General features: G+C 37.7%; 18 protein-coding genes. 6 read left to right on the top strand and 12 right to left on the bottom strand.

Annotated elements, in window-relative coordinates; translation table 11 throughout:
- Positions 1-64 precede the first annotated feature (64 nt).
- The gene (locus tag BLT30_RS06660; protein WP_089872559.1) at positions 65-649 is read left to right on the top strand and encodes an IS1096 element passenger TnpR family protein; all 585 of its coding nucleotides are present in this window, start codon (positions 65-67) and stop codon (positions 647-649) included.
- A 111-nt stretch (positions 650-760) separates the two neighbouring features.
- On the top strand, positions 761-2104 hold the full coding sequence (locus tag BLT30_RS06655; RefSeq protein ID WP_089872557.1) for an alpha-amylase family glycosyl hydrolase: 1344 nt from the start codon (positions 761-763) through the stop codon (positions 2102-2104).
- Between the two features lie 94 nt (positions 2105-2198).
- On the opposite strand, the gene BLT30_RS06650 is transcribed toward BLT30_RS06655, so the two are convergent.
- From BLT30_RS06650 to BLT30_RS06625, 6 genes are all read right to left on the bottom strand, one after another.
- On the bottom strand, positions 2199-2852 hold the full coding sequence (locus BLT30_RS06650) for an NAD(P)-dependent oxidoreductase (RefSeq protein WP_089872555.1): 654 nt from the start codon (positions 2850-2852) through the stop codon (positions 2199-2201).
- A gap of 59 nt (positions 2853-2911) precedes the next feature.
- Positions 2912-3322, bottom strand: coding sequence for an Rrf2 family transcriptional regulator (locus BLT30_RS06645; RefSeq protein ID WP_089872553.1), 411 nt, complete (start codon positions 3320-3322; stop codon positions 2912-2914).
- A 101-nt stretch (positions 3323-3423) separates the two neighbouring features.
- Positions 3424-4890: a serine hydrolase domain-containing protein gene (locus BLT30_RS06640; protein ID WP_089872551.1), complete on the bottom strand. Its 1467-nt coding sequence runs from the start codon at positions 4888-4890 to the stop codon at positions 3424-3426.
- Positions 4891-4977: 87 nt separating this feature from the next.
- Positions 4978-5580 (bottom strand): helix-turn-helix domain-containing protein, encoded by a 603-nt coding sequence (locus BLT30_RS06635; protein ID WP_245707128.1) that lies wholly within the window; start codon positions 5578-5580, stop codon positions 4978-4980.
- 736 nt (positions 5581-6316) lie between these two features.
- Positions 6317-6811, bottom strand: coding sequence for a hypothetical protein (locus tag BLT30_RS06630; protein WP_089872547.1), 495 nt, complete (start codon positions 6809-6811; stop codon positions 6317-6319).
- Positions 6812-6984: 173 nt separating this feature from the next.
- On the bottom strand, positions 6985-9192 hold the full coding sequence (locus BLT30_RS06625; RefSeq protein ID WP_139166590.1) for a hypothetical protein: 2208 nt from the start codon (positions 9190-9192) through the stop codon (positions 6985-6987).
- Between the two features lie 842 nt (positions 9193-10034).
- Here BLT30_RS06625 and BLT30_RS06620 point away from each other — a divergent pair.
- Positions 10035-11618, top strand: coding sequence for an AraC family transcriptional regulator (locus tag BLT30_RS06620; RefSeq protein ID WP_175487137.1), 1584 nt, complete (start codon positions 10035-10037; stop codon positions 11616-11618).
- Between the two features lie 335 nt (positions 11619-11953).
- On the opposite strand, the gene BLT30_RS06615 is transcribed toward BLT30_RS06620, so the two are convergent.
- On the bottom strand, positions 11954-12319 hold the full coding sequence (locus BLT30_RS06615) for a hypothetical protein (protein WP_089872540.1): 366 nt from the start codon (positions 12317-12319) through the stop codon (positions 11954-11956).
- A gap of 193 nt (positions 12320-12512) precedes the next feature.
- A complete protein-coding gene (locus BLT30_RS06610; protein WP_089872537.1) occupies positions 12513-13655 on the bottom strand; it encodes an acyl-CoA dehydrogenase family protein in 1143 nt (380 codons plus the stop codon).
- A gap of 148 nt (positions 13656-13803) precedes the next feature.
- On the opposite strand from BLT30_RS06610, the gene BLT30_RS06605 reads away from it, so the two are divergent.
- From BLT30_RS06605 to BLT30_RS06595, 3 genes are all read left to right on the top strand, one after another.
- On the top strand, positions 13804-15573 hold the full coding sequence (locus BLT30_RS06605; RefSeq protein WP_089872535.1) for an AMP-dependent synthetase/ligase: 1770 nt from the start codon (positions 13804-13806) through the stop codon (positions 15571-15573).
- Positions 15574-15664: 91 nt separating this feature from the next.
- On the top strand, positions 15665-17425 hold the full coding sequence (locus BLT30_RS06600) for an AMP-dependent synthetase/ligase (RefSeq protein WP_089872533.1): 1761 nt from the start codon (positions 15665-15667) through the stop codon (positions 17423-17425).
- Between the two features lie 181 nt (positions 17426-17606).
- Positions 17607-17846, top strand: coding sequence for a hypothetical protein (locus BLT30_RS06595; RefSeq protein WP_089872531.1), 240 nt, complete (start codon positions 17607-17609; stop codon positions 17844-17846).
- 40 nt (positions 17847-17886) lie between these two features.
- Here BLT30_RS06595 and BLT30_RS06590 read toward each other — a convergent pair whose 3' ends face one another.
- From BLT30_RS06590 to BLT30_RS06575, 4 genes are read right to left on the bottom strand one after another with little or no spacing between them, the layout of a single operon-like run.
- Positions 17887-18081 (bottom strand): hypothetical protein, encoded by a 195-nt coding sequence (locus tag BLT30_RS06590; protein WP_089872529.1) that lies wholly within the window; start codon positions 18079-18081, stop codon positions 17887-17889.
- 12 nt (positions 18082-18093) lie between these two features.
- Positions 18094-18696: a MarC family protein gene (locus BLT30_RS06585; protein ID WP_027382538.1), complete on the bottom strand. Its 603-nt coding sequence runs from the start codon at positions 18694-18696 to the stop codon at positions 18094-18096.
- 51 nt (positions 18697-18747) lie between these two features.
- Positions 18748-20487, bottom strand: coding sequence for a BatD family protein (locus BLT30_RS06580; protein WP_089872527.1), 1740 nt, complete (start codon positions 20485-20487; stop codon positions 18748-18750).
- Positions 20488-21243, bottom strand: coding sequence for a tetratricopeptide repeat protein (locus BLT30_RS06575; protein ID WP_089872526.1), 756 nt, complete (start codon positions 21241-21243; stop codon positions 20488-20490). It abuts the gene before it with no gap.
- Positions 21244-21356: the final 113 nt, after the last annotated feature.

Raw genomic sequence — 21356 nt, 5'->3', positions numbered from 1 at the left:
AATTTCATTTGTTTTATATTTGCAACATTAATCAAGGTAATATAAAGTTTAAAGTAAAACGAAAATGGTTTATAAGGTAAGAGTAATTCTAGACGCCAAAGAGACAATCTTCCGAGACATCGAGGTCAAAGAAAAGCAAACACTTTGGAATCTGCATCTGGGTATAAAAAGTGCCTTCAATCTACCGGGTGAGGAGTTGTCTTCTTTTTATTTTTCTGATGATGAATGGAATGAAGGAAATGCTATTCCTCTGGAAGATATGAGTGATGATGGCGATGGCGAAATAATGTCAGACATCTATTTGCCGGAAGGTTTCCCCACTGTTGGGAGCAAAATGAGATTCCAGTATGGGTTTATAGAACTTTGGGAATTTTTCTGCGAATTATTGGAGATCGTAGATGAAAAGACTGCAGTCAATTATCCACTTACAGTTTACAGATTCGGGAATGTGCCATTGAAAGCGCCAAGCAAAAACGGAAGTGATAATGGTAAATCTTCCAAAAGATCGGCCATATTTATGGATGATGATTTTGGAGATTTCGATGCAGAATTCAAAGAAACAAGCTTCGAAGATGAAGATGACGATTATAATGATGACGAAGAAGATGAAGGATACAACGATATCTTCGAAGATGATGATGAAGATTGATCCTAGTTTTATAAAATATTAACAAGCCCGAATTTTTCGGGCTTTTTTATTTTCATTACATTTACAAAATAGACTATAAGATTTACAAATTCAAGAGAAATTTTTTTTATAATGAAAAAACTGATTCTTTTACCGGCAATCGCCGCATTATTATTATCCTGTAAAACCCAGAATCATACAATGGAACTACCACAAGAATGGAAACGCACCACCAACATCTATGAAGTTAACGTAAGACAATACACTCCTGAAGGAACTTTTGCAGCTTTCGAAAAAGAGCTTCCGAGACTTAAAAAAATGGGTGTAGAAACACTGTGGTTCATGCCAATCACACCAATTGCCCAGCTCAACAAGAAAGGAAGCTTGGGAAGCCAATATGCTGCTTATGATTATACGAGCATCAATCCGGAGTTCGGGACATTGGAAAACTTCAAACATTTGGTAAATGAAGCTCACAAAATGGGATTCAAAGTGATTATTGACTGGGTTGCAAATCACACAGGTTGGGACCACGTCTGGACAAAAACGCATCCGGAATATTACCAGAAAGATGCAGATGGAAGCTTCCACAAAGCCAGTGGAATGGATGATATCATCGAGTTGGATTATTCTAATAAAGAAATGCGTCTGGCGATGATAGAGGCGATGAAATATTGGGTAAAAGAAACCAACATCGATGGATTCCGTTGTGACCTGGCAAGCTGGGTAGAAGTTGATTTCTGGCAGCAGGCAAGACCGGAAGTTGAAAAACTGAAGCCACTTTTCTTCTTAGGAGAATTCGATGAGTTGGAAAATCCGGATTATGGAAAAGTTTTCGATGCAAGTTACAGCTGGAAATGGATGCACCTTTCTGAGGATTTTTACAAGAAAAATCTTCCGCTTTCTGACCTCAAAAACCTCTTGGAACAATATTCCAAGATTGGAGATAATTCTATGAGAGCTTGGTTTACGAGCAATCACGACGAAAACTCATGGAACGGAACAGAATATGAGAAATATGGAGATTTCGCACCGGCTTTAGCTGTTTTTTCTGCTACTTGGAATGGCGTTCCTCTACTCTACAACGGTCAGGAATTACCTATGAAAACCAAGCGTCTGGAGTTCTTCGAAAAAGACCCGATTCCTTGGAATGGAAAATATGAATTGGAAGATTTCTACAAAACCTTATTCGCTTTGAAATCTGAAAATCCTGCATTAAGAGGTGGCGACCCAGCTGTTACGACCTTTTGGATCAACACCACCGCTAATGATAAGATCTTAGCATATCTTAGAAAAAATGGAGAGCGTGAGGTTCTGGTTATTATTAATACAACCAAAGATTCTGTTAATTTCAAACTGGAAGATGACAATTCGACAGGAGGTTATAAAAATGTATTTACAAATAGCAAAACTGAGTTCATAAAAGGCTCGGATGTAAGTCTTCCTGCTTATGGCTATTTGGTTTATGAGAAATAGATTCTAGATATTAGACATCAGACTTTAGATTAAAAAACATAAAAAACCCTTTCAAAATTTTGAAAGGGTTTCGCTTACATATAAAAATCGAGTTTTAATAAGCTGCCGTAAAACGTTGTCTGACGAATCTGTTTTGTTCCAATTCGTCCACCAAAGCCACAGCAACATCTTCCACAGAAAGAATGCTTCTTCCCTCTTCATTAAAAACCGGATTTTCCAAAGCCGTTCTGTAAGTCCCTTTTCTTATACCAGCTGTTCCAGGATGCATCTCGATTGCGGGAGAAAAGAAAGTCCAATCCAAAGTCTCATTCTTTCTGATTTCGTTCAGATAGTCTCTGGCAGCTGTTGCTCCAGGCTTGATATCTGCTGGAAAATCGGGGCCATCTACCAATTGGTTTCCATCGATGAACAAACTTCCTGCACCGCCAACGGTAATGAATCTCTTAACACCAGATTTTTCAACTGCTTTTTCGATGTTTTTGGAACCATTCAAAAAGTCATCATAAAGATTTGGGTTTGTCCAGCCTGCGTTGAAGGTATTGATTACAGCATCACTTCCTTCAAGAACTTTTGCCAATTCTTCAACATTGTTCACATCTGCACTGGTTGCTGTGACGTTGTCTTTCTTTTCTACTTTTGAGCTGTCTCTTGCAATGGCGTTTACAGCGTAACCTCTGTTTGACAATTCATTCACCACTTGTTTTCCTACGAAGCCTGTTGCTCCGATTACTGCTACTTTTTTGTTCATAATTATAATAAATTTTAATTAATTGTAATATATTTTGTTACATTTCGGATTAAAAATTTTTACCTGAATTGATCACTAAAATCTGAAAGTTTCTTCTTTTTCAAAAACTGGAGAACCAGATCATCCGTATCGTTGAATAAAAGACTCAGATTTTTGTTAATGTCTTTTCCAACACTACAAAGCGGATTGGGATTTTGATTCTTCTTCCCTAGAACTTCTGTATTTTTTACTGATTCATAAATTTCAGAAATATTGATCTGTTCAGGATTTTTGGCAATTTTTACACCTCCTTCTTTTCCTTGCCGGCTTTCCACCAAACCTGATTTTTTCAGATTGATCAATTCTTTGCGGACAATCACAGGATTTACGTTTACGCTTCCGGCAATCCAGTCGGATGTTAACCATTCCTGCTCGTTTTGTGCAAGAAGCGTCAAAATATGGATGGCGGTTGCAAATCTTGTGTTGTTCATTGTGCAAATTTAGAACAAATTTTAATTGTAACAAAAACAATTACATTTAAAATTTATTAACTGTAACTGTTTTATTCATTTTCAGACTTCAAAAAGTCGGTTTACCTGGTTTCGATTTCAATTATTTTTTCACCTTTATCTCCAAGATATTTTTTGAGAAGCGGACCATAAATTTTATAACCGTCATTCACATTGGTAAAAATGATGAGGCCTTGTTTGGTTTTTGGTAAAAGAAAAACAATTGTATTCACACCTTTGTCGGAACCGCCGTGTGACAAAGCAGTTTCACCGTTTCCCAAATCATAGATCTCAAAGCCAAGACCGAAAAATTTATCTTTTTTAGTGTCAACTTGTTTGGTCTTCATCGCTTCAAAAATTGGATTGGAAAGCAATACATTATTCATCACAGCCACCAAAAATTTTCCGTAATCTTCTACGGTCGTGGTCAAATCATCTGCTGCATTGACCGTTTTATTTTTTACAATGTCATAAGGCTTTAAATTCTCATCAAAACCGATAACAATTCTGTCAGCATCCTTTTTCTCATTCCAGATGTAGCTCGTATCATTCATCCCAAGTGGTTGGAAAATGAGTTCTTTGGCCAATTCTTCAAGGCTTTTATGAAATTTATTTTCGATGGCCTTTCTCAGATATTCAAAACCCTCTCCTGAATATTGGTATTTTGTCCCCGGTTCAAATTCGAAGGTCAATTTATTGTCTTTATTCATCCATCGCCAATTTGGGAAACCTGTCTGGTGACTTAATATCAATCTTGTTGTCAGTTTTTTATGTCTTGCGTCTTTCGCGATATCCGGGTCTGTCCAATATTTGTAAAGCGGCTCATCAAGATTCCATTTACCGAGACTTACCAAACGTAAAACTGTCATTGCCGTTACAGGCTTGGTTAAAGAAGCGACATTGAAAAGACTATTATAAGATGCAGAAGTTTTACCATTCAATGTTCCATAAACTTTTATTTGTGTCAATTTTCCATCTTCAATCACGCACAAGCCTAAAGTCGGAATATGATTATCCTTCAAAAATTGTTCGATGCTGTCATCGGTTCCGTCTAACTTAGCTTCGCCGTGGTCATAGCTCAGAACGTCACTCATTAACCAATTTCCGTTTTTCTTTGTCCAGACCGATGTGAATTTTGCCTGACCGCCCAATACATCTTCTTTACCTTTTTCACGGGTATAAAAACGATGTTCTCCGGTTTGGATGGCGCCGTATAATTCTCCATTGTTGTACAATGGGAAAACTTCCAGGCTGTTTTCAATAACTTTCCGGATCGGTTTTTGGTTGGGATTTCCACAAATATTTTGTTTTGTTCTTTCCAAGAATAATTTTTTATCCTGAAAGCCACCATTATCGTGATAGAATTTCAGATTATCATCCACCGACTTTTCCAAGTAAGCGATATCACAAAGGTTGAAACCACGTTCGAAGAAAATGCTGTCCTGTTTTTTGAGTTCCAGAAACAAAGGTGACCTTTTATCGATTTGGGCAGTAAGATTTTCGACAGAGAATAATAGAATTAGGACGATGATCCCGAGTTGTTTTGTCATTGTTTTAATTTTTGACAAAGGTTCAGAATTAATTGATTTTAATTCAAAAAAACAGCCCGACAAAAACCCGACAACTTCCCGACAGATCTATAAAATACTGAAATTCAATTTATAATAAAGACTTTGTTTTTTATCTAACTCGTAAGCGTTTCTAAGGATAATATAGACATTTGCCAGGACCAATGAAATCATCGTCACCATTACAGACTCACTTCCAAGCTTTAAAAAAGCAACAAGAAAAAAGATAATCGGGGCAATAATCGCCAGAATGACCTGAAGCGAAATAATCTGTTTGATGATTGGAGATCTGTGTTTTGAAATCAGCATTATCAACAAAGGTGGGAGAAAATTGGCAATCGGAAACCAACATAACGGAAGCGAAGAAAGATTGATTATTTTAATTAAACCGAGATTTTCAATTGGTTCATTTTCTATTATTGAAATTGGTTGTTCAACAATTGATATATCTGCAACAGATCCTTCTACCGGATCATCTGGAGCTAATAAATCATTTTCTGAAACATCAAGACTGGAGGCCAAAGTTTTCAAAGTATAACCTTTTGGTTCTGTTCCAGCTTCGATTCTTTGGATTGTTCTCACGGAAAGCCCGGATCTCTCAGCCAATTCTTCCTGAGTTAGATTTTGTTTTTCTCTGATTTTCTTTAATTCCGACATCTGTAATAATAACAAAAAGCAAATTTACAGATTCAATTGGTTTTGATTTAAGATTTTGTTTCCAAAATCTTAAATTTGTCTATTCCCTTCCTAACCTACTTTTTATACGCACTACATCGTATTAATATACATCAGTACCGGGATATAAGTACTGCGGAACGTATTAATGTTGGGTTTATAAACCATTCCGTCAAAAGAAACCACCCCGTCAAAAATTAAAATTTTTGCCACCCCTCCAAGGGAGGGGAATTTTCGCTCCGGTTAAGAGACGGGAATTTTCGTCCCATGAAAGAGAGGGGAACTACGCACACATATATTCCCCTCCCTTGAAAATCGAGGAACGAGATTCGCCGATTCCATTAAAAATAAAAAAAAGGACGAAGCACTGGTGGCAACCCGCCTACGGCAGATTTGGTTTATGAGGAATGAAGCACGGGAATAGTTTTCGGTGAGATTTTAAAAAAAAACCGCCCCGAAATCTCGGGACAGCCTATACTAATTATTTAACCTGAATTCGGGATAAGGGATTTATTTAAATAATTGTATATCAAATACAAATGCACTATCAATAGCGTCGGGCTTTAGCCCGATGTAAAGATTGTAATTCAAAATCGGCTTCAGCCGAAATTTATGATAAGTTTTAGCTAAAGCTAATCTTCTTTTTCAATCTTTAAAATGGGCTAAAGCCCATTCCTATTGATATTATAAAACTTCTCTTATCCCGAATTCAGGTTATTTAAAAATTTAGATTTTATTCTTCTGTCGTTTTGGGCGGTTCTGTGGTACTACCCACGGGGCCGCCGGTAAAGAACTGCTTTAGCTCATTTACCTTGGTCTCATAGCCTGTGGCACTGGTGCCGTTCTTGTATTTGGCAAATTCATAATCGTTGAGTGCTGCCTGATAGTTGTCCCAGTCGTGCAGGATTTTTGAGTTCTTGAGACCATCCAGCAGGCTCTCCAACCGCTGGATCAGGTTCTGGATGTAGAGCCTGGTATCATGGTCGTTGGCAAACTCCGTCCAGTCAACATCCGGGCTGCTGAGTGCCGGCTGGGTATCGCGGAAGTCTTTCACTTTGTTGATGATGAGCTTATTCTGCTCGTTCACGCTGCCGTACTGCTGTCTCTCTTCCGGGGAGAGGTTGGCTAGCTTGGTGGCAAGTGCTGTTTCCAGACTGGTTATCGCGGTATTGGTGGCTGTTTTCTCGGTTGCTGAGAAATGGCGGGCATCAAAGTTGGTAAAGGGCATAGATTGTAGGTTTTAGAATTTGTTTAAATGTAATGAGTAGAGAAAAGAAAATAGAGAAAAGATAAAAGACTTACAATCAGTCGTCTAAATCTCTGATGTCGCGGATTTGCAATCCGTGACTATGCTATTAACAAGCACGGATTACAAATCCGCGCTATCGGGTAAATCAACTATTACGGTTTCACATACAAAACATTACTTCCTGTCACTTTGTACAGACCTCCGCTTGGCAATGCTGCATCTGCCGCTCCGGCAGCTTCCGATGCATAACTTGGTAAATCCTTAATAATCACAGGAGTGATGTCTGAGGCGGTTACCTTTTCAATATGAAGTGGTGCTTGTGGGCTTGCTTGTCCAACACCGACATAACCACTTTGCAATATTGTAATCCCTTTCCTAGGTGAAGAAGGGATACTAGAGCCAACACCCAGTCTCATCATAGCGGCTGCATCAGTTGAAGTGTTTAGTACGAAAGCAGGACCTGGTCTGTCGAATGTTAAATAATTTGTTTCCAGTTTTGCACTCCAAGCATTGGCATCGTCTATTCTTATGCCTCCTGTGTTGCCGCTTGAAATAATATGCAATGGGTTTTGTGGCGTTGTTGTACCTATCCCCAAATAGCCCTGACCGGAAAGACGCATTTTTTCTGTAACGTCTGTATTGTTAGTATTTGTTGCAAAAATAATATGTGTTTTACGGTTTGTAGTACTCCAATCTCCATCTGCCGCAAATGCTATTCTTGCTCCAGTTTGTCCAACATTAGGAGTTACGGTTCCCTGAGCATCAATAGTCCCAATTGCATCTCCGTTTAATAAAGGCAGTAAATTTGTTTGGGTGCCTCTATATCTCTCAAATCTTAAAGTTGAGGCATCATTAAAAGTTGCAGTCACATCATTTACCTGGCTTAATATTACCCCTGCCCTTTGTGGATTGGTAGCTCTAAGCCCCAAACCATTTGGTGTAAATCGATACTGTACTTTGTCAGGAAAATCAGCAATATTATTAATCTGAAGATAGGCATCTGTAGGTTTAGTGCCAATCCCGATTTTTCCCATTTGGTAAATATCTTGGTTGTTAGCTGTAGCTCCTGCACTAGTAGTCACATTATACCAAGGTTCTGTTGATGAGCCACCACCTAATGAAGCTGCCGGCACTGTTTTCAAAACACCTGTTACATCTGCAACTACTACATTATCTGTAGCTGCACCAGCCTGCAAACCTTCCAGACGAACCGGATTTGTAGCATTTATATGTAAGGCATTGCTTGGCGCATTAGTCCCGATACCCACTCTTCCTTTAAAATAACTTGGGAATCCTAAGTCGTCATAAAAACCCCATTTATTACTGGAATTAACATTCGCCAGACTGTTATCAAGGTAAATACCATAAAAATTATCAACAGGTACCGTAGTTGCAAAAGTAGGCATATTACCCCAGTAAGACAGGTTTATTCCTTTGTATGTTTCTATTCCTGCACCGGCAGTCTCACCAAAGTATAAAAAATTGTCAACTCCAATCACCAATGGCTGTTTTACAGAACTTAAAGCTGTTGTAATATTTCTAATCCCCTGTAGTCTTCCCACAGTAGCACCTCCTTCTACCCTGAATTCAGAAGAGATTCCTGACCCATAATTCACATATCCAGTTCCGCCCTTTATAACTTCACTTTGCGATCCTTTAAGACTCGGTCCAGAAAATTTACTCGAAGAAACATTACCAAAGCTCGCTCCACTATAATCGAGTGTTCTATAAAATCCAGAGAGGGCTCCTCTTGTATATGCAGTCGAATTAGAAGGATCAACAACTACTTGGGAACGTTCTCCCATAAAACTTTGGTTAGGGTCGGTAGTATGATTTAATGTTAAAATATTATCCTGTGAAGCATAACTCGTTGCAGATCCAATAGCCGTTGTAATCGTATCTACAACATTTAATTTTGCCGTTGGCGTAGTCATTCCAACACCCACATTTCCCATTTGATAAATATTCTGTGTATTGGCAGTAGCTCCGGTGTTTGTAGCCACATCGTACCAAGGTTCTGTGCCAGCCGCTGCAGCTCCACTGTTAAATTTTTGCCAAATGGCACCATCAAAGTAATAGTAACCCGCTGCTGTAATGTTGATGGTTTTTCCGGCTGGCGTTCCATTTACAGCTGATGTTGCATAGACAATGGTTCCTGTTTGTTCCGCAAGATATTGCGCATCTGCTGCTTTTATCTGGTCTCCGGTAAGCCTTGGGGCTATGATACCTTCGGGCTTGGTCCCGTTTGTTGTCTTTGCTGTGACATCCAAGGTCGCCTTTGGGTCTTCGTTGTTAATACCCACCTGGGCCATTGCCATTGTTGCCCCGATCATGGCAACACTTGTAAAAATTTTCTTCATTTCTTTCTGTTTTTTTTATTATTGTTTTTATTATTATCTGCTGCTAACGCCATTTTTCTCGTTCCAAAGTCCGTCATCCGGGTCATACAACGTCATTCTATAGGTTCGGAACGCCAAACTTGAGGTCTGCAACGCCATTGCCGGGGTTATACAACCTCATTGTTGGGGTTCAGGACGTGGAACCCGGGGTCTGCAACGCCATTTTTCAGGTTGTACAACCCCGTTGGTGGAGTTCGGAACGTAATAAATGGGGGGTTCCAGCGTCACACTACACCTGTCAACTCGGGATAAATAATTTATTTAAGTAATTGTATATTAACTATAGTTGCATTATCAATAGCGTCGGGCTTCAGCCCGATGTATAAATAAAGAGATAATAAGGCTTTAGCCAAAATCTAGGCTAAGTTTTGGCTAAAGCCATACATTTTCTTTTACAATAAAAATGGGCTAAAGCCCATTCCTATTGATATTACGAAATTTCTCTTATCCTGAATTCAGGTTAATTAAGTATTTATCTGTTGTTTTGCTGGTTTCTGACATAACTTTAAAATGTTGTAACAGGCAATTATAAATTTTCTTTTTTGTGTTTCCAGAATCTTTTTTCAAAGAACAAAGAGAAACAACTACACGCATACAGACAACCAATTGGCATACATAAAACCAAAAAAACCATACAAAATTTGAAATTATATATGGGTGTTTTACAAAACAGACCCGCAGCCAAAATCTTTACATAAAACTCATAACCAGCCACTTAAAAAGCAATTTACGCCCATATTAAATTATTGTAAACACCCATCAAAAGATATTTTTCTGTCCTAATGTTTTATCTTTGCCATACTATGAAAACACAACGCCTTTTTTTCTTTATACTCCTGCTTATCTGCTCTTTGTCCTTTGCCCAGATTCCGGAGATTCCAAAATCTTACCAGGCAAAACTGGAGCAGCATCAAACAGAGCTGAAGACCCGCCCGCAGGCAGCACAGAAAAAACTGCTTGCCCTGATAGACGAAACCGAAAAGAAACAGCTCCATCTTGTGAGCATCCGTGCTTATGAAGCGCTTGCCTACCACTATTCTACTGCAGACGAAACTCAAAACACACTAAAATATGCCCAAGTGGCCATTGACCTTTCAGATAAATATAACTACCCGACAGAAGCCGCCGTGATGTATGGCGTTATCGGGCAGCAATATGGAAGAATGGGTATGGATGAACTTGCCAAAGAGCATATACAAAAGGGCATCGACATCATAAAAAACCCAAAGACCGATGCCGAAAAGCATCATCTGGGAAATCTCTACACCTACCGCCTGTACACCAAAGAACCCGGCAAAGACAGCAGCCGCATCTTTCTGAAGTATGCAAAGCTGGCCCTCGCCAGCTACCTGGCCATAGAAAATAAGGAGCTGCGGGAAAAGGCCAGCGTTTTGGGATATGGAAATGTAGGAATGTGCTACTCTGAGCTGAAACAGTATGATTCTGCCATTGCAGCACTGGACAAGGTACTCGCCATCAACAAAGGAAAGAATGCCTATATGTCCGGCAGCTCTTACCTGCAAAAGGGAATGCTCTTTCTGGAAAAGAAGCAAGTGGATTCTGCCGAGGTCAATCTGAAAAGATCTGAAAAGAATTTCTTGGGAAAAGGCAATATAAATGAGGAAAAAGAGCTCTACTCCCAATTTATAAAGCTGTACGAATTAAAAGGAGATAAAAATAAACTGAAAGAATATAAATCTGCCTATCTGGAACTGGAAAACCGGCAGCAGAAATCAAGACTCAGCACTGCCACCGAATTGTTGAAAAACGAAAATAAGGAGAAAAAATCAATAACATCCAATTTCTATAAAGTTGCTATCGGACTTAGCGCAGTCATCATCGCACTGCTCATCATACTGAGCTGGCAAAGAAAGAAACGGCTGAGAGAAAAAGCTGCTTTTGAAGCATTCCGAAAGAACAGAAACGCAGAAGAGCAACATACGGTAGAAACCAAAAATACAGAAAACATACACATCACAGGAAATAACGAAGAAGAGCCTAAAAACGAAAACCTGGGCGAAGATGTAGAGATGAGGCTGCTAAAAGGGCTGGAAAAATTTGAAAAAGAGCACCGCTACAACGAGAAAGGAATCGCAGTAAGGGAAATCACATCCCAGCTCAATACCAATGCGACATACCTATCCATAGTCATCAAAAAGCATAAAGCCGATAATTTCAGCAGTTATATCAACACGCTGCGCATCAACTACATTGTAGAAAAAATAGAAAATGTCCCGGAATACAGAAAATACAAGGTTAGTTATCTGGCAGAAGAAACCGGCTTCTCATCTGCTTATGCTTTCTCAAAAGTGTTCAAAGACGTCACGGGAGTTTCGCCATCGTCATACATTAGTCTCTTGGGAAGGAAAACTGTTGGAAATGAATAATTAACCTGAATTCGGGATAAGAGAAGTTTTATAATATCAATAGGAATGGGCTTTAGCCCATTTTAAAGATTGAAAAAGAAGATTAGCTTTAGCTAAAACTTATCATAAATTTCGGCTGAAGCCGATTTTGAATTACAATCTTTACATCGGGCTAAAGCCCGACGCTATTGATAGTGCATTTGTATTTGATATACAATTATTTAAATAAGTCCCTTATCCCGAATTCAGGTTAATTAGTATTCAGCCTTGTCAAGGTTTTGAACCTTGACAAGGCTCATTAATATTACTGTTAATTTAAAATAATAAAACCTTTCAGATCTGAAAGGTTTTATTGTTTATTTCATATTGAGGACTTTGTCGACAACATAAACGGTATTTCCTCGCCAAGGCAAAGTCCCGTGATATTCTTTGTAGTGGAGGTCAAAATATTTCCCACTATTCATTTCCAATTGTTTGAAAACAGCTTCGTTTTCAATAGAAAATTCGAATTGGTTACTGCCAATCGGTGCGCCAGGTTTTGCTGCTCCAAAGCCTTCCTGGATCAATTTTCCTTCGTAAGTTTTGAAAATATTTCCTTTGTTGACGGCATAATTGAGATATCCGGATTTAACGCCTTCTCCGAAAACAAAGTAATATTTCCACCAGACGAAAACGCCTAGAAATAAGAAAATTACGGCTAAAGTCATCCAAAGGTATTTCATATTCTGTGTTTTTTAGTGAATCAAAGAGTCTGTTTAAAATTTTAAAATCTCGCAGATTTGGCAAATTATGCAGATTTTATACGCAAAACAAATCTGCTAAATCAGCTTAATCTGAGAGAAAAATAATTTTCTTAGATAATTATTTGTGCTTACAAATTTTCACATAATTAATTTTAAACAGGCTCAAAGTTAGTTATTTTTTCGAGATAGCTCTGGATATCACAATCTTTTGAATTTCTGAAGTTCCTTCGTAAATCTGAGTGATTTTCGCATCACGCATCATTCTTTCCACGTGATATTCTTTTACATAGCCATAGCCTCCGTGGATCTGAACTGCTTCGATCGTTGTATCCATCGCAACCTGAGACGCGTACAATTTTGCCATTGCACCACTTTCCGAGATATCTTTGCCTTCATCTTTTTCAGCGGCCGCTTTGTAGATCAGCATTCTTGCAGCCATAATACTTGTATGCATATCAGCCAATTTGAAAGCGATCGCCTGATGATTGATGATCTCTGTCCCAAAAGATTTTCTTTCCTTAGCATATTTCAAAGACAGTTCATAAGCTCCGGAAGCTATTCCTAAAGCCTGAGAAGCAATCCCGATTCTACCACCATTCAAAACAGCCATCGCGAAATTAAACCCAAATCCATCCTCCCCGATTCTGTTTTCCTTTGGAACTTTAACATCGGTAAACATTAGAGAATGTGTATCACTGCCACGGATTCCCAGTTTGTCCTCTTTCTTTCCTACAACAAAGCCTTCCCAACCTTTTTCCACGATAAAAGCGTTGATTCCCTTATGTTTTTTCTCCGGATTGGTTTGTGCTATTACGATATAATAAGTGGCGTTTCCACCGTTTGTGATCCAGTTTTTGGTTCCGTTCAAAAGGTAATAATCACCTTTATCTTCAGCCGTTGTTGACTGAGAAGTCGCATCAGAACCAGCTTCCGGCTCAGACAAGGCAAAAGCGCCGATCACTTCCCCGCTTGCAAGTGGTTTCAGATATTTCATTTTTTGTTCTTCGTTACAGAATTTTTCCAAACCAGCGCAAACCAAAGAATTATTAACGGACATTACTACTGCAGCAGATGCATCAACTTTAGCAATCTCTTCCATTGCCAGAACATAAGAAACACTATCCAGTCCAGCACCACCGTATTTTGGGTCAACCATCATCCCGAGGAATCCCATTTCGCCCATTTTTTTTACGGCATCGTAAGGAAATTTTTGTTCATTATCTCTTTCGATAACGCCTTCCAAAAGCTCTGCTTGTGCAAAATCTCTTGCGGCTTGCTGAATCATCTGTTGCTCTTCTGTAAGATTGAAATCCATAAGTTTTTTTATTATTTTTTTCGTTCGTAAATATAAACTTTTTGGCAAAAAATCAAAGAAAATTGTCGCATTTTGTTGTTTGAGAAAAAAAAATTATATTTACGATAATGTAAACTCAATTTTAATAATATATTAACAAAGATATTTTATGAACGTTAAAAGAATATTCGACTTCTCTGCTCTTGCTTTCGAAAAATTCTCGAAAGAAGATTGTCTTGTCACGAAGAAAAACGGAAATTGGATCAAAACATCTACTCTTGAGTTTATCAATCAGGGGAACAAAATTTCCAGAGGTCTCTTGAAGCTTGGGATAAAACCTGGCGACAAAATTGGTCTGATATCTTCTAACAACAGAACGGAATGGGCCGTGATGGATCTTGGAATTTCCCAGATCGGTGTGGTTACAGTTCCGGTTTACCCTACTATTTCCGAAGAAGATTATGTTTATATCTTCAACAATTCTGAAATCAAATACTGCTTTGTTTCCGATGCAGACCTTTATAAAAAAATTACAAACGCAAAACCTAATATCCCATCATTAGTAGGGGTTTTCACATTTGATGATATTGATGGTGCGCCGAACTGGAACGAGATCCTTGACCTTGGAGAAAATGATGCGACACAAATTGAAGTGGATGATCTGGCAAAATCTATCAATCCGGAAGATGTTGCGACAATCATTTATACTTCCGGAACGACAGGAAAACCAAAAGGTGTTCAATTGACCCACAACAATCTGGTTTCTAATGTTACTGCAAGTACACCAAGAATTCCGAAAGATAAAAGTCTGGATTATAAGGATATGAAAGCGCTTAGCTTTCTTCCGATTTGCCACGTTTTCGAAAGGATGATCTTCTATTTATATCTAAGTAATGGAATTTCTATCTATTTCGCTGAAAGCATCGAGAAAATCGGAGAAAATGTAAAGGAAGTTAAACCTCAGTACATGACGGTTGTTCCAAGATTGGTGGAAAAAGTCTACGATTCTATATACAACAAAGGAACAGCTGCAGGCGGATTAAAATCAAAAATATTCCTTTGGTCATTAGGAATTGCTGAGAAATACGAGTTAGGAAAGCCAAAGTCATTTATGCACACCATTGCGGACAAATTGGTTTTCAAAAAATGGAGAGAAGGTTTGGGAGGAAATCTCATCACGCTTGTTTCCGGTTCTGCTGCCCTCTCAAAACGTTTGAACACCATGTTTCACGCTGCCGGAATTCCAATTTTAGAAGGTTATGGCTTGACGGAAACTTCACCTGTAATTTCGGTAAACAGCTTTGGTAAAGTGAAAGTTGGTTCGGTTGGAATTCCTCTAGAAAATGTAAAAGTTAGAATAGAATCTGACGGCGAAATTGTGGTAAAAGGACCTTCTGTTTTCGAAGGCTATTACCGAGATGAAGAAAAAACGAAAGAAGCTTTCACTGATGATGGTTATTTCAGAACTGGTGACATCGGACATCTTGACGAAGACAATTTTCTTTTCATCACGGATAGAAAAAAAGAAATGTTCAAAACTTCGGGAGGAAAATTTGTTGCACCTCAGGTAATCGAGAATCTTGCAAAAGCTTCCAAATTCATTGAACAGATCATGGTTGTCGGTGATGGTGAGAAAATGCCTTGTGCGTTGATTCAGCCGGATTTTGCCTATGCAAAAAACTGGGCAGAACTGCATAATGTAAAAATCATTGATTCTCATAAAGAAATTGCAGCAAACCCTGCCGTAAAATCAAGAATCGAAAAAGAGATCGAGAAAATCAATGAGCATCTCGGGAAATGGGAGCAGATCAAAAAAATTGAATTGACCCCAAAAGTCTGGACGATCGACGACGGACTTCTGACGCCAACCCTTAAACTGAAAAGAAAGGCTATAAAAGCTGAATTTCAAGATCTATACGACAGAATGTACAAAGAATAATGACAAGCTATCCAATGGATAGCTTTTTTTCTGAGGGTTTTCCATATTTATTTATATTTGCGTTAAACGATAGTTTAAAACATATCACAAAATGGAAGTAAAAAGAATCTTCGACATTCCTTATTATTCGAAAGAACATTTCGAAAAAGATGATTTTATCTGTGACAAGAGAAACGGGAAATGGGAGAAAATCTCAACGGATGACTATATCAAAATCACAAACCAGCTATCCAGAGCTTTATTGAAATACGGTCTCAAAAAGGGAGATAAAATTGCCATCACTTCTTCCAACAACCGGGTCGAGTGGTGTTTTTTTGACCAAGCGGCTTTACAGATCGGCATCGTGACCGTTCCGGTCTATCCTTCCATTTCGGCTGAAGACTGTGTTTATAATCTGGAAAATTCGGATTCTAAGATCTGTATTGTTTCTGATGCAAAATTATATGACAAGATCAATTCGGTTAAAAATCAATTACCGGATTTGCAGGAGATCTTTACATTTGACAATGTTGAAAATGCTAAAAACTGGAAAGAACTATTTGATTTAGGAAAAGAAAATGATAATCAGCAAGAAGTTGATTCGATTAAAGATTCGATTTCTGAAGATGATCTGGCTTCGATTATTTATACTTCCGGCACGACAGGGAAACCAAAAGGCGTAATGCTGACACATAAAAACATTGTTTCCGATGTGATTGGCTGTGAAGACAGAATCCCGCACAAGGATTCCAAAAACAGAGCATTGAGTTTTCTTCCACTTTGTCACGTTTACGAAAGAATGATTCTGTATCTTTTCACAACCAACGGAATTTCTATGTATTTTGCTGAAAGTAATGAAAAACTCAGTGAAAATCTAAAGGAAGTAAAACCACAATATATGACGGTTGTACCGAGAATGGTGGAAAAGGTCTATGATGCGATCTATAAAAAAGGAACCGAGTCCGGCGGAATCAAAGCTAAAATCTTCCTCTGGTCCCTGAAAGTTGCTGAAAATTACAAATTGGGAAGTTCAAAATCTTTGGCTCACATCATTGCGGATAAAATCGTTTTCAGCAAGTGGAGGGAAGGTTTGGGCGGAAATCTCATCACATTGGTTTCCGGTTCCGCCGCTTTATCAAAACGTCTGAATACCATGTTTCATGCTGCCGGAATTCCGATTTTGGAAGGTTACGGATTGACGGAAACTTCGCCTGTGATCGCAGTCAACAGTTTTGAATTTACAAAAATCGGTTCGGTTGGCAGGCCAATCAAAAATATCGATGTTAAAATCCAGGAAGATGGGGAAATTACTGTAAAAGGTCCAACTGTAACGCAGGGTTATTACAAAGATGAGGAACAGACAAAACAGATCTTCACAGAAGATGGTTACTTCAAAACCGGTGATATCGGGATTTTGGATGAGGATAATTTCCTTTTCATTACGGACAGAAAAAAAGAAATGTTCAAAACTTCCGGCGGGAAATATGTTGCACCTCAGGTGATCGAAAATCTTGCAAAAGCCTCTCAATTCATCGAACAGATCATGGTCGTTGGTGACGGTGAAAAAATGCCTACAGCATTAATTCAACCTGATTTTGAACATGCTAAAACCTGGGCCTCAAAAAATAATATCAATATCGGGACTTCTCTTGAAGACATTGCCAATTCTAAAGATTTAAAATCTGAAATCGAAAAGGAAATCGAGAAGATCAATCAACATCTCGGTAAGTGGGAACAAGTCAAAAAAATTGAATTAACACCTGAGATCTGGACTGAAGACAACGGATTGCTGACCCCTACTTTAAAACTAAAAAGAAAAGCGGTGAAAGAGCATTTTATCAAGTTGTATGAGAAGCTTTATGATAGAAATTAGGAACATCGAATTACTCGCAGCCCGACTTGAGCGGAAATCCTTTTTTGCGTGGACAGTAAGTTCTATCTAAATTGAAATCTTCTGCAAAAAAGATTGGGAGCGGAAGGCGGATTAAGCTGCCCTAAAAATAATTTTCAAAATCTAAAAGTTTATCTTTGTCATCGTTATTTGAAAACCAAATATGATCATAACCCGATTAGAATTAATAAAAATCTGCGAAAGATTCCTCTCTGATGAAGTCAGCAAAGAAGAATTGATTCATTTTGCAACCTCTGTAATGTTTGATGATGAAGATAAGTATGAATGTGAAGATGAAGTTGTGGAAGAGATTCTGTCACAATGGGATAATGCGCAAACTCAATCTAAAATCAATAAGACAAGTATTCAGTTTTTGAAAAATGCACTTCAGAATTTGAATTAGTAAAATAAGAAACGCTTCAGAGATCTGAAGCGTTTTTTTATTATTTTCTCTCTGCCAACTTACTCCAAGTATGCAGAATATAAACTACTATAATTCCTAAAATCCCTGATGAAATAGAGAATATGAATTTGGTATTTTCATCATCAAAAAATCCTGAACGCCAATCGATAGCGTAAACATTGATACCAATAAAAATGATAAAAAGAATTAAGAATACTTTATAAAATGTCTTCATTTTCTAATAATATTAAAAGTGAATGTAATTCTGAAATAGTTGTGCAAAGTTAGCGGTAAATAATTTAATAGAAATGGCCAAAAGCACAATTCCGAAAACTTTTTGTAAAACCTGCAAAGAACCCTCTCCCATTTTTCTCTCAATCCACGGTGCTAATCTCAAAACGATGTAAACCAATATTGTATTAAGGACAATCCCGCAAATGATATTGATATCGTGGTATTCTGCCCTTAATGACAAAGTCGTTGTCAAAGTTCCGGCTCCCGCAATCAAAGGGAATGCAATCGGGACAATGGATGCAGCTTGTGGTTGGTTTGTCTTATGGATTTCTATTCCTAAAATCATTTCTATGGCAATGATGAAAATCACGAAAGCTCCTGCAATCGCAAAAGAATTGACATCCACGCCAATGAACTTCAAAATATTATTTCCGATAAAGAGAAAAGCAATCATCAATAATCCAGCAACAATTGCAGCTTTTTCAGACTCAATTTTGCCAAATTTCTGACGAAGCGAAACAATAATCGGGACCGAACCCAAAATGTCTATTACAGCAAACAAAACCATAAAAGCGGTCATTGTTTCTTTGATTGAAAACTCTTCTAAAAATCCCATAAATTCCATTTTAAAGATTTCGCAAAAATATAAAATATTTTTGACAATTCTCTAAAGCATCTTATAGATATCCTCTATTTCGTTCAATATTTCAAATTGCTTATCTACAGATGAATAAGGAGAATATTTCTCGATATTGATCTTGGTGATCAATTGATTATACTTCTCAAATTGACCCGATCCGAAATTATTTCGGAGATAATCAGAAAAATTCGAAGAATAATGCTCTTTGCAGTATTGGTCAGCATCCATTTTCAATTCCTCAAATGCGTCAAAAAAACCTGAAGGCTGACCTTCATTTATTTTTTTATTCAAATAATTGAAATAAGAATCTATTTCAAATTTCTTTTTATTTCTCAAAAGAGCTTCAGTTTCTTCGATATTGACAATCGGTTGAACAGGCATGTTTTTCTTTTCTAAAAGGAGTTTCTTTTTGTCTTTGATCTTCTTGTTAAAATAAAGAAACAGCAACGCCCCGATCCCGACAATGAAAAGATTTCCAAAGATCGCAAACCAGCGGATCCCCTTATGTTCCTTTACTTTCAGTTTCTCAGTGTTAATAACTGGAGAATCCACTTTTTCCAGAACATTGTTAGTATATTCGTTTACTTTTTGTAAGGTAGTTTTGGCATTAGCGATGTCTTGGGCATTAACTGCGTTCAGTGCCAAAAACTTAGAGCCAACTTCAACATACTTCTCTTCCTTTGGATCAAAATATGAAAACCCTTCAGTCGCAATTTTCAAATCTCCCCTTTTCTTTGGAATGATAATATATTGCGCTTCTATATCTCCTTCAATTCCTTTGACGGTTGGAACAGAATTGTTGATAATTTTTGGTTCAAAGACCTCATAATCACGGGAAGGTAAAATTTTTGGTACAATCGATGGAGAAAGATTACCACAACCTGATACTTTTACCGAAATATTAAAAGCCTTGTTGATCTCAAAATTTTCTTTTCCTTTATCGACCATTTCGATTTTCACATCATATTTCCCCACTGCATCTTTAAAATTCTCTGGAGCACCTTCCGGTAATTTTTTCACGTTGATTTTTACCTTATTGGAAATGAGAGCTGTTTTATGATTGGCAAAAGGCACTTCCATAGGAGGAACATCCATTATACCAACTACTTTTGGTACAACTACAAACATCCCAATAACCTGTGAAGAATAATTATTCTCCGAGTCTTCTATTGATTCATCAAAGTTAGCGATAGAACGGATCGCAAGGTTCCTGGCAGGCTCAAATCTTGCAGGTTCCAGATGTCGGAAATTCGAAATGTTCCTGGAAAATGCTTTCAAAACGACTATAGCGGGCTCATCTTTGTAAACTTCCCGCTCTTCCACCTGCATGCTCAGATACATATTTTTTGCAGTATTATTAGCAATAGCAAGAGGTTTTTTCTCAGCTTCTTTTACAATGATATCAATAGGCTCAGTTTTGTACATCTTCCCATTGATCTTTACAAGGGCCGAACCAATTTTAAAATTTCCGGCTTGTTTGGGATCAAGAGCAAATTGATAAACCATTTGATTGATCCTGATTTTTTTTACGGGATCGATAAATGTATTTTGTTCAGATGCATATTCGTAATTGAATTTTGAGAAATCGGGAAGCTTAATGGGAGTTTCCATATTCAGATCCTCCCCAAAGATCTCTAAAACAACAGTAAAAACAAAAGGAGAATTCACCCTACTCTCTTTTGTGTTGATTTCTGAGTAAAGATTAACCTGAGCAAACGAAAAAACCGATGCTAATGTGAATAATATGTATAAATTTTTTCTTATCATTTACCAATCCTTTTCGTTGCTTTGCGGCATCGAATTGGCTTTTTTGTTTAAAATTCTTCTTGCAGTCTCTCTCTCGCGATTTTCAATATCACGCAAAATCATCTTTTCTGCTTCTTCAGGGATTTTGTTTTCCTGCTTTTTAGGCTGATCAGGTTTTCCTTGATTTTCTCCTTTTTGCTTATCACCTTGTCCGTTTTGTTGATCTTTTTTCTGATTTCCTTTATCGGACTGGTCTTTATTTTTCTGGTCTTTGCCGTCTCCTTTTCCTTTGTTCGAATCCTGTTTTTGTTTTTGCTTGTCTTTTTTTTCTTTGTCTTTTTTTTCTTTGTCTTTTAACATTGCAATCTCATAGTTTTTTCGAATTGCCTCGTTATAAGGATCCTGCTTCAGGGCTTGTTTATAAAGTTCAGCTGCTTTTTCCGGATTGTTGGACTGCATCTGTACATTTCCTTGGTTATAAATTGCCGCAGCCTTTTCATACTTACTTTTAGTCAACTTTGCCGCTTTTTGATATTCAGCAGCAGCTTCTTCATATTTTTTGCTTTTGTACAAGGCATTTCCAAGATTATAATGAGCTGTATAGCTTCCCTCTTTTTCAGCAATTGCCTCCAGATATTTGCTGGAAGAAGCTTCATATTCCTTGGCATCAAATTTTTTGTTTCCTTCATAGACCAAAGCATTATAACTCTTCTGTGCTTTTACAATCTGAGAAGAAAATACAATACAAAATACAGCTATGATTAATCTAAAATCCATTGCTACAAAATTATCCGTTTTATTGTTAAAACCAACACTTTAAAAGTTAAAATTGGGTTAAAAAAGCCTTTAAAATAAGGAAATTTTGTAGATAAAAATCTACAAGAAAATTA

Source organism: Epilithonimonas hungarica (assembly GCF_900102265.1).
GTDB lineage: Bacteria > Bacteroidota > Bacteroidia > Flavobacteriales > Weeksellaceae > Epilithonimonas > Epilithonimonas hungarica.
Note: the sequence above shows the minus strand (reverse complement) of the source record. Positions and strands in the feature narration are given on the sequence as shown.

What these genes read in the sequence shown, in the direction of transcription:
- BLT30_RS06660 (WP_089872559.1), top strand. Translation starts at nt 65, where the DNA reads ATGGTTTATAAGGTAAGAGTAATTCTAGACGCCAAAGAGACAATCTTC.
- BLT30_RS06655 (WP_089872557.1), top strand. Translation starts at nt 761, where the DNA reads ATGAAAAAACTGATTCTTTTACCGGCAATCGCCGCATTATTATTATCC.
- BLT30_RS06650 (WP_089872555.1), bottom strand. Translation starts at nt 2,852, where the DNA reads ATGAACAAAAAAGTAGCAGTAATCGGAGCAACAGGCTTCGTAGGAAAA.
- BLT30_RS06645 (WP_089872553.1), bottom strand. Translation starts at nt 3,322, where the DNA reads ATGAACAACACAAGATTTGCAACCGCCATCCATATTTTGACGCTTCTT.
- BLT30_RS06640 (WP_089872551.1), bottom strand. Translation starts at nt 4,890, where the DNA reads ATGACAAAACAACTCGGGATCATCGTCCTAATTCTATTATTCTCTGTC.
- BLT30_RS06630 (WP_089872547.1), bottom strand. Translation starts at nt 6,811, where the DNA reads ATGCCCTTTACCAACTTTGATGCCCGCCATTTCTCAGCAACCGAGAAA.
- BLT30_RS06625 (WP_139166590.1), bottom strand. Translation starts at nt 9,192, where the DNA reads ATGAAGAAAATTTTTACAAGTGTTGCCATGATCGGGGCAACAATGGCA.
- BLT30_RS06620 (WP_175487137.1), top strand. Translation starts at nt 10,035, where the DNA reads ATGAAAACACAACGCCTTTTTTTCTTTATACTCCTGCTTATCTGCTCT.
- BLT30_RS06615 (WP_089872540.1), bottom strand. Translation starts at nt 12,319, where the DNA reads ATGAAATACCTTTGGATGACTTTAGCCGTAATTTTCTTATTTCTAGGC.
- BLT30_RS06610 (WP_089872537.1), bottom strand. Translation starts at nt 13,655, where the DNA reads ATGGATTTCAATCTTACAGAAGAGCAACAGATGATTCAGCAAGCCGCA.
- BLT30_RS06605 (WP_089872535.1), top strand. Translation starts at nt 13,804, where the DNA reads ATGAACGTTAAAAGAATATTCGACTTCTCTGCTCTTGCTTTCGAAAAA.
- BLT30_RS06600 (WP_089872533.1), top strand. Translation starts at nt 15,665, where the DNA reads ATGGAAGTAAAAAGAATCTTCGACATTCCTTATTATTCGAAAGAACAT.
- BLT30_RS06595 (WP_089872531.1), top strand. Translation starts at nt 17,607, where the DNA reads ATGATCATAACCCGATTAGAATTAATAAAAATCTGCGAAAGATTCCTC.
- BLT30_RS06590 (WP_089872529.1), bottom strand. Translation starts at nt 18,081, where the DNA reads ATGAAGACATTTTATAAAGTATTCTTAATTCTTTTTATCATTTTTATT.
- BLT30_RS06585 (WP_027382538.1), bottom strand. Translation starts at nt 18,696, where the DNA reads ATGGGATTTTTAGAAGAGTTTTCAATCAAAGAAACAATGACCGCTTTT.
- BLT30_RS06580 (WP_089872527.1), bottom strand. Translation starts at nt 20,487, where the DNA reads ATGATAAGAAAAAATTTATACATATTATTCACATTAGCATCGGTTTTT.
- BLT30_RS06575 (WP_089872526.1), bottom strand. Translation starts at nt 21,243, where the DNA reads ATGGATTTTAGATTAATCATAGCTGTATTTTGTATTGTATTTTCTTCT.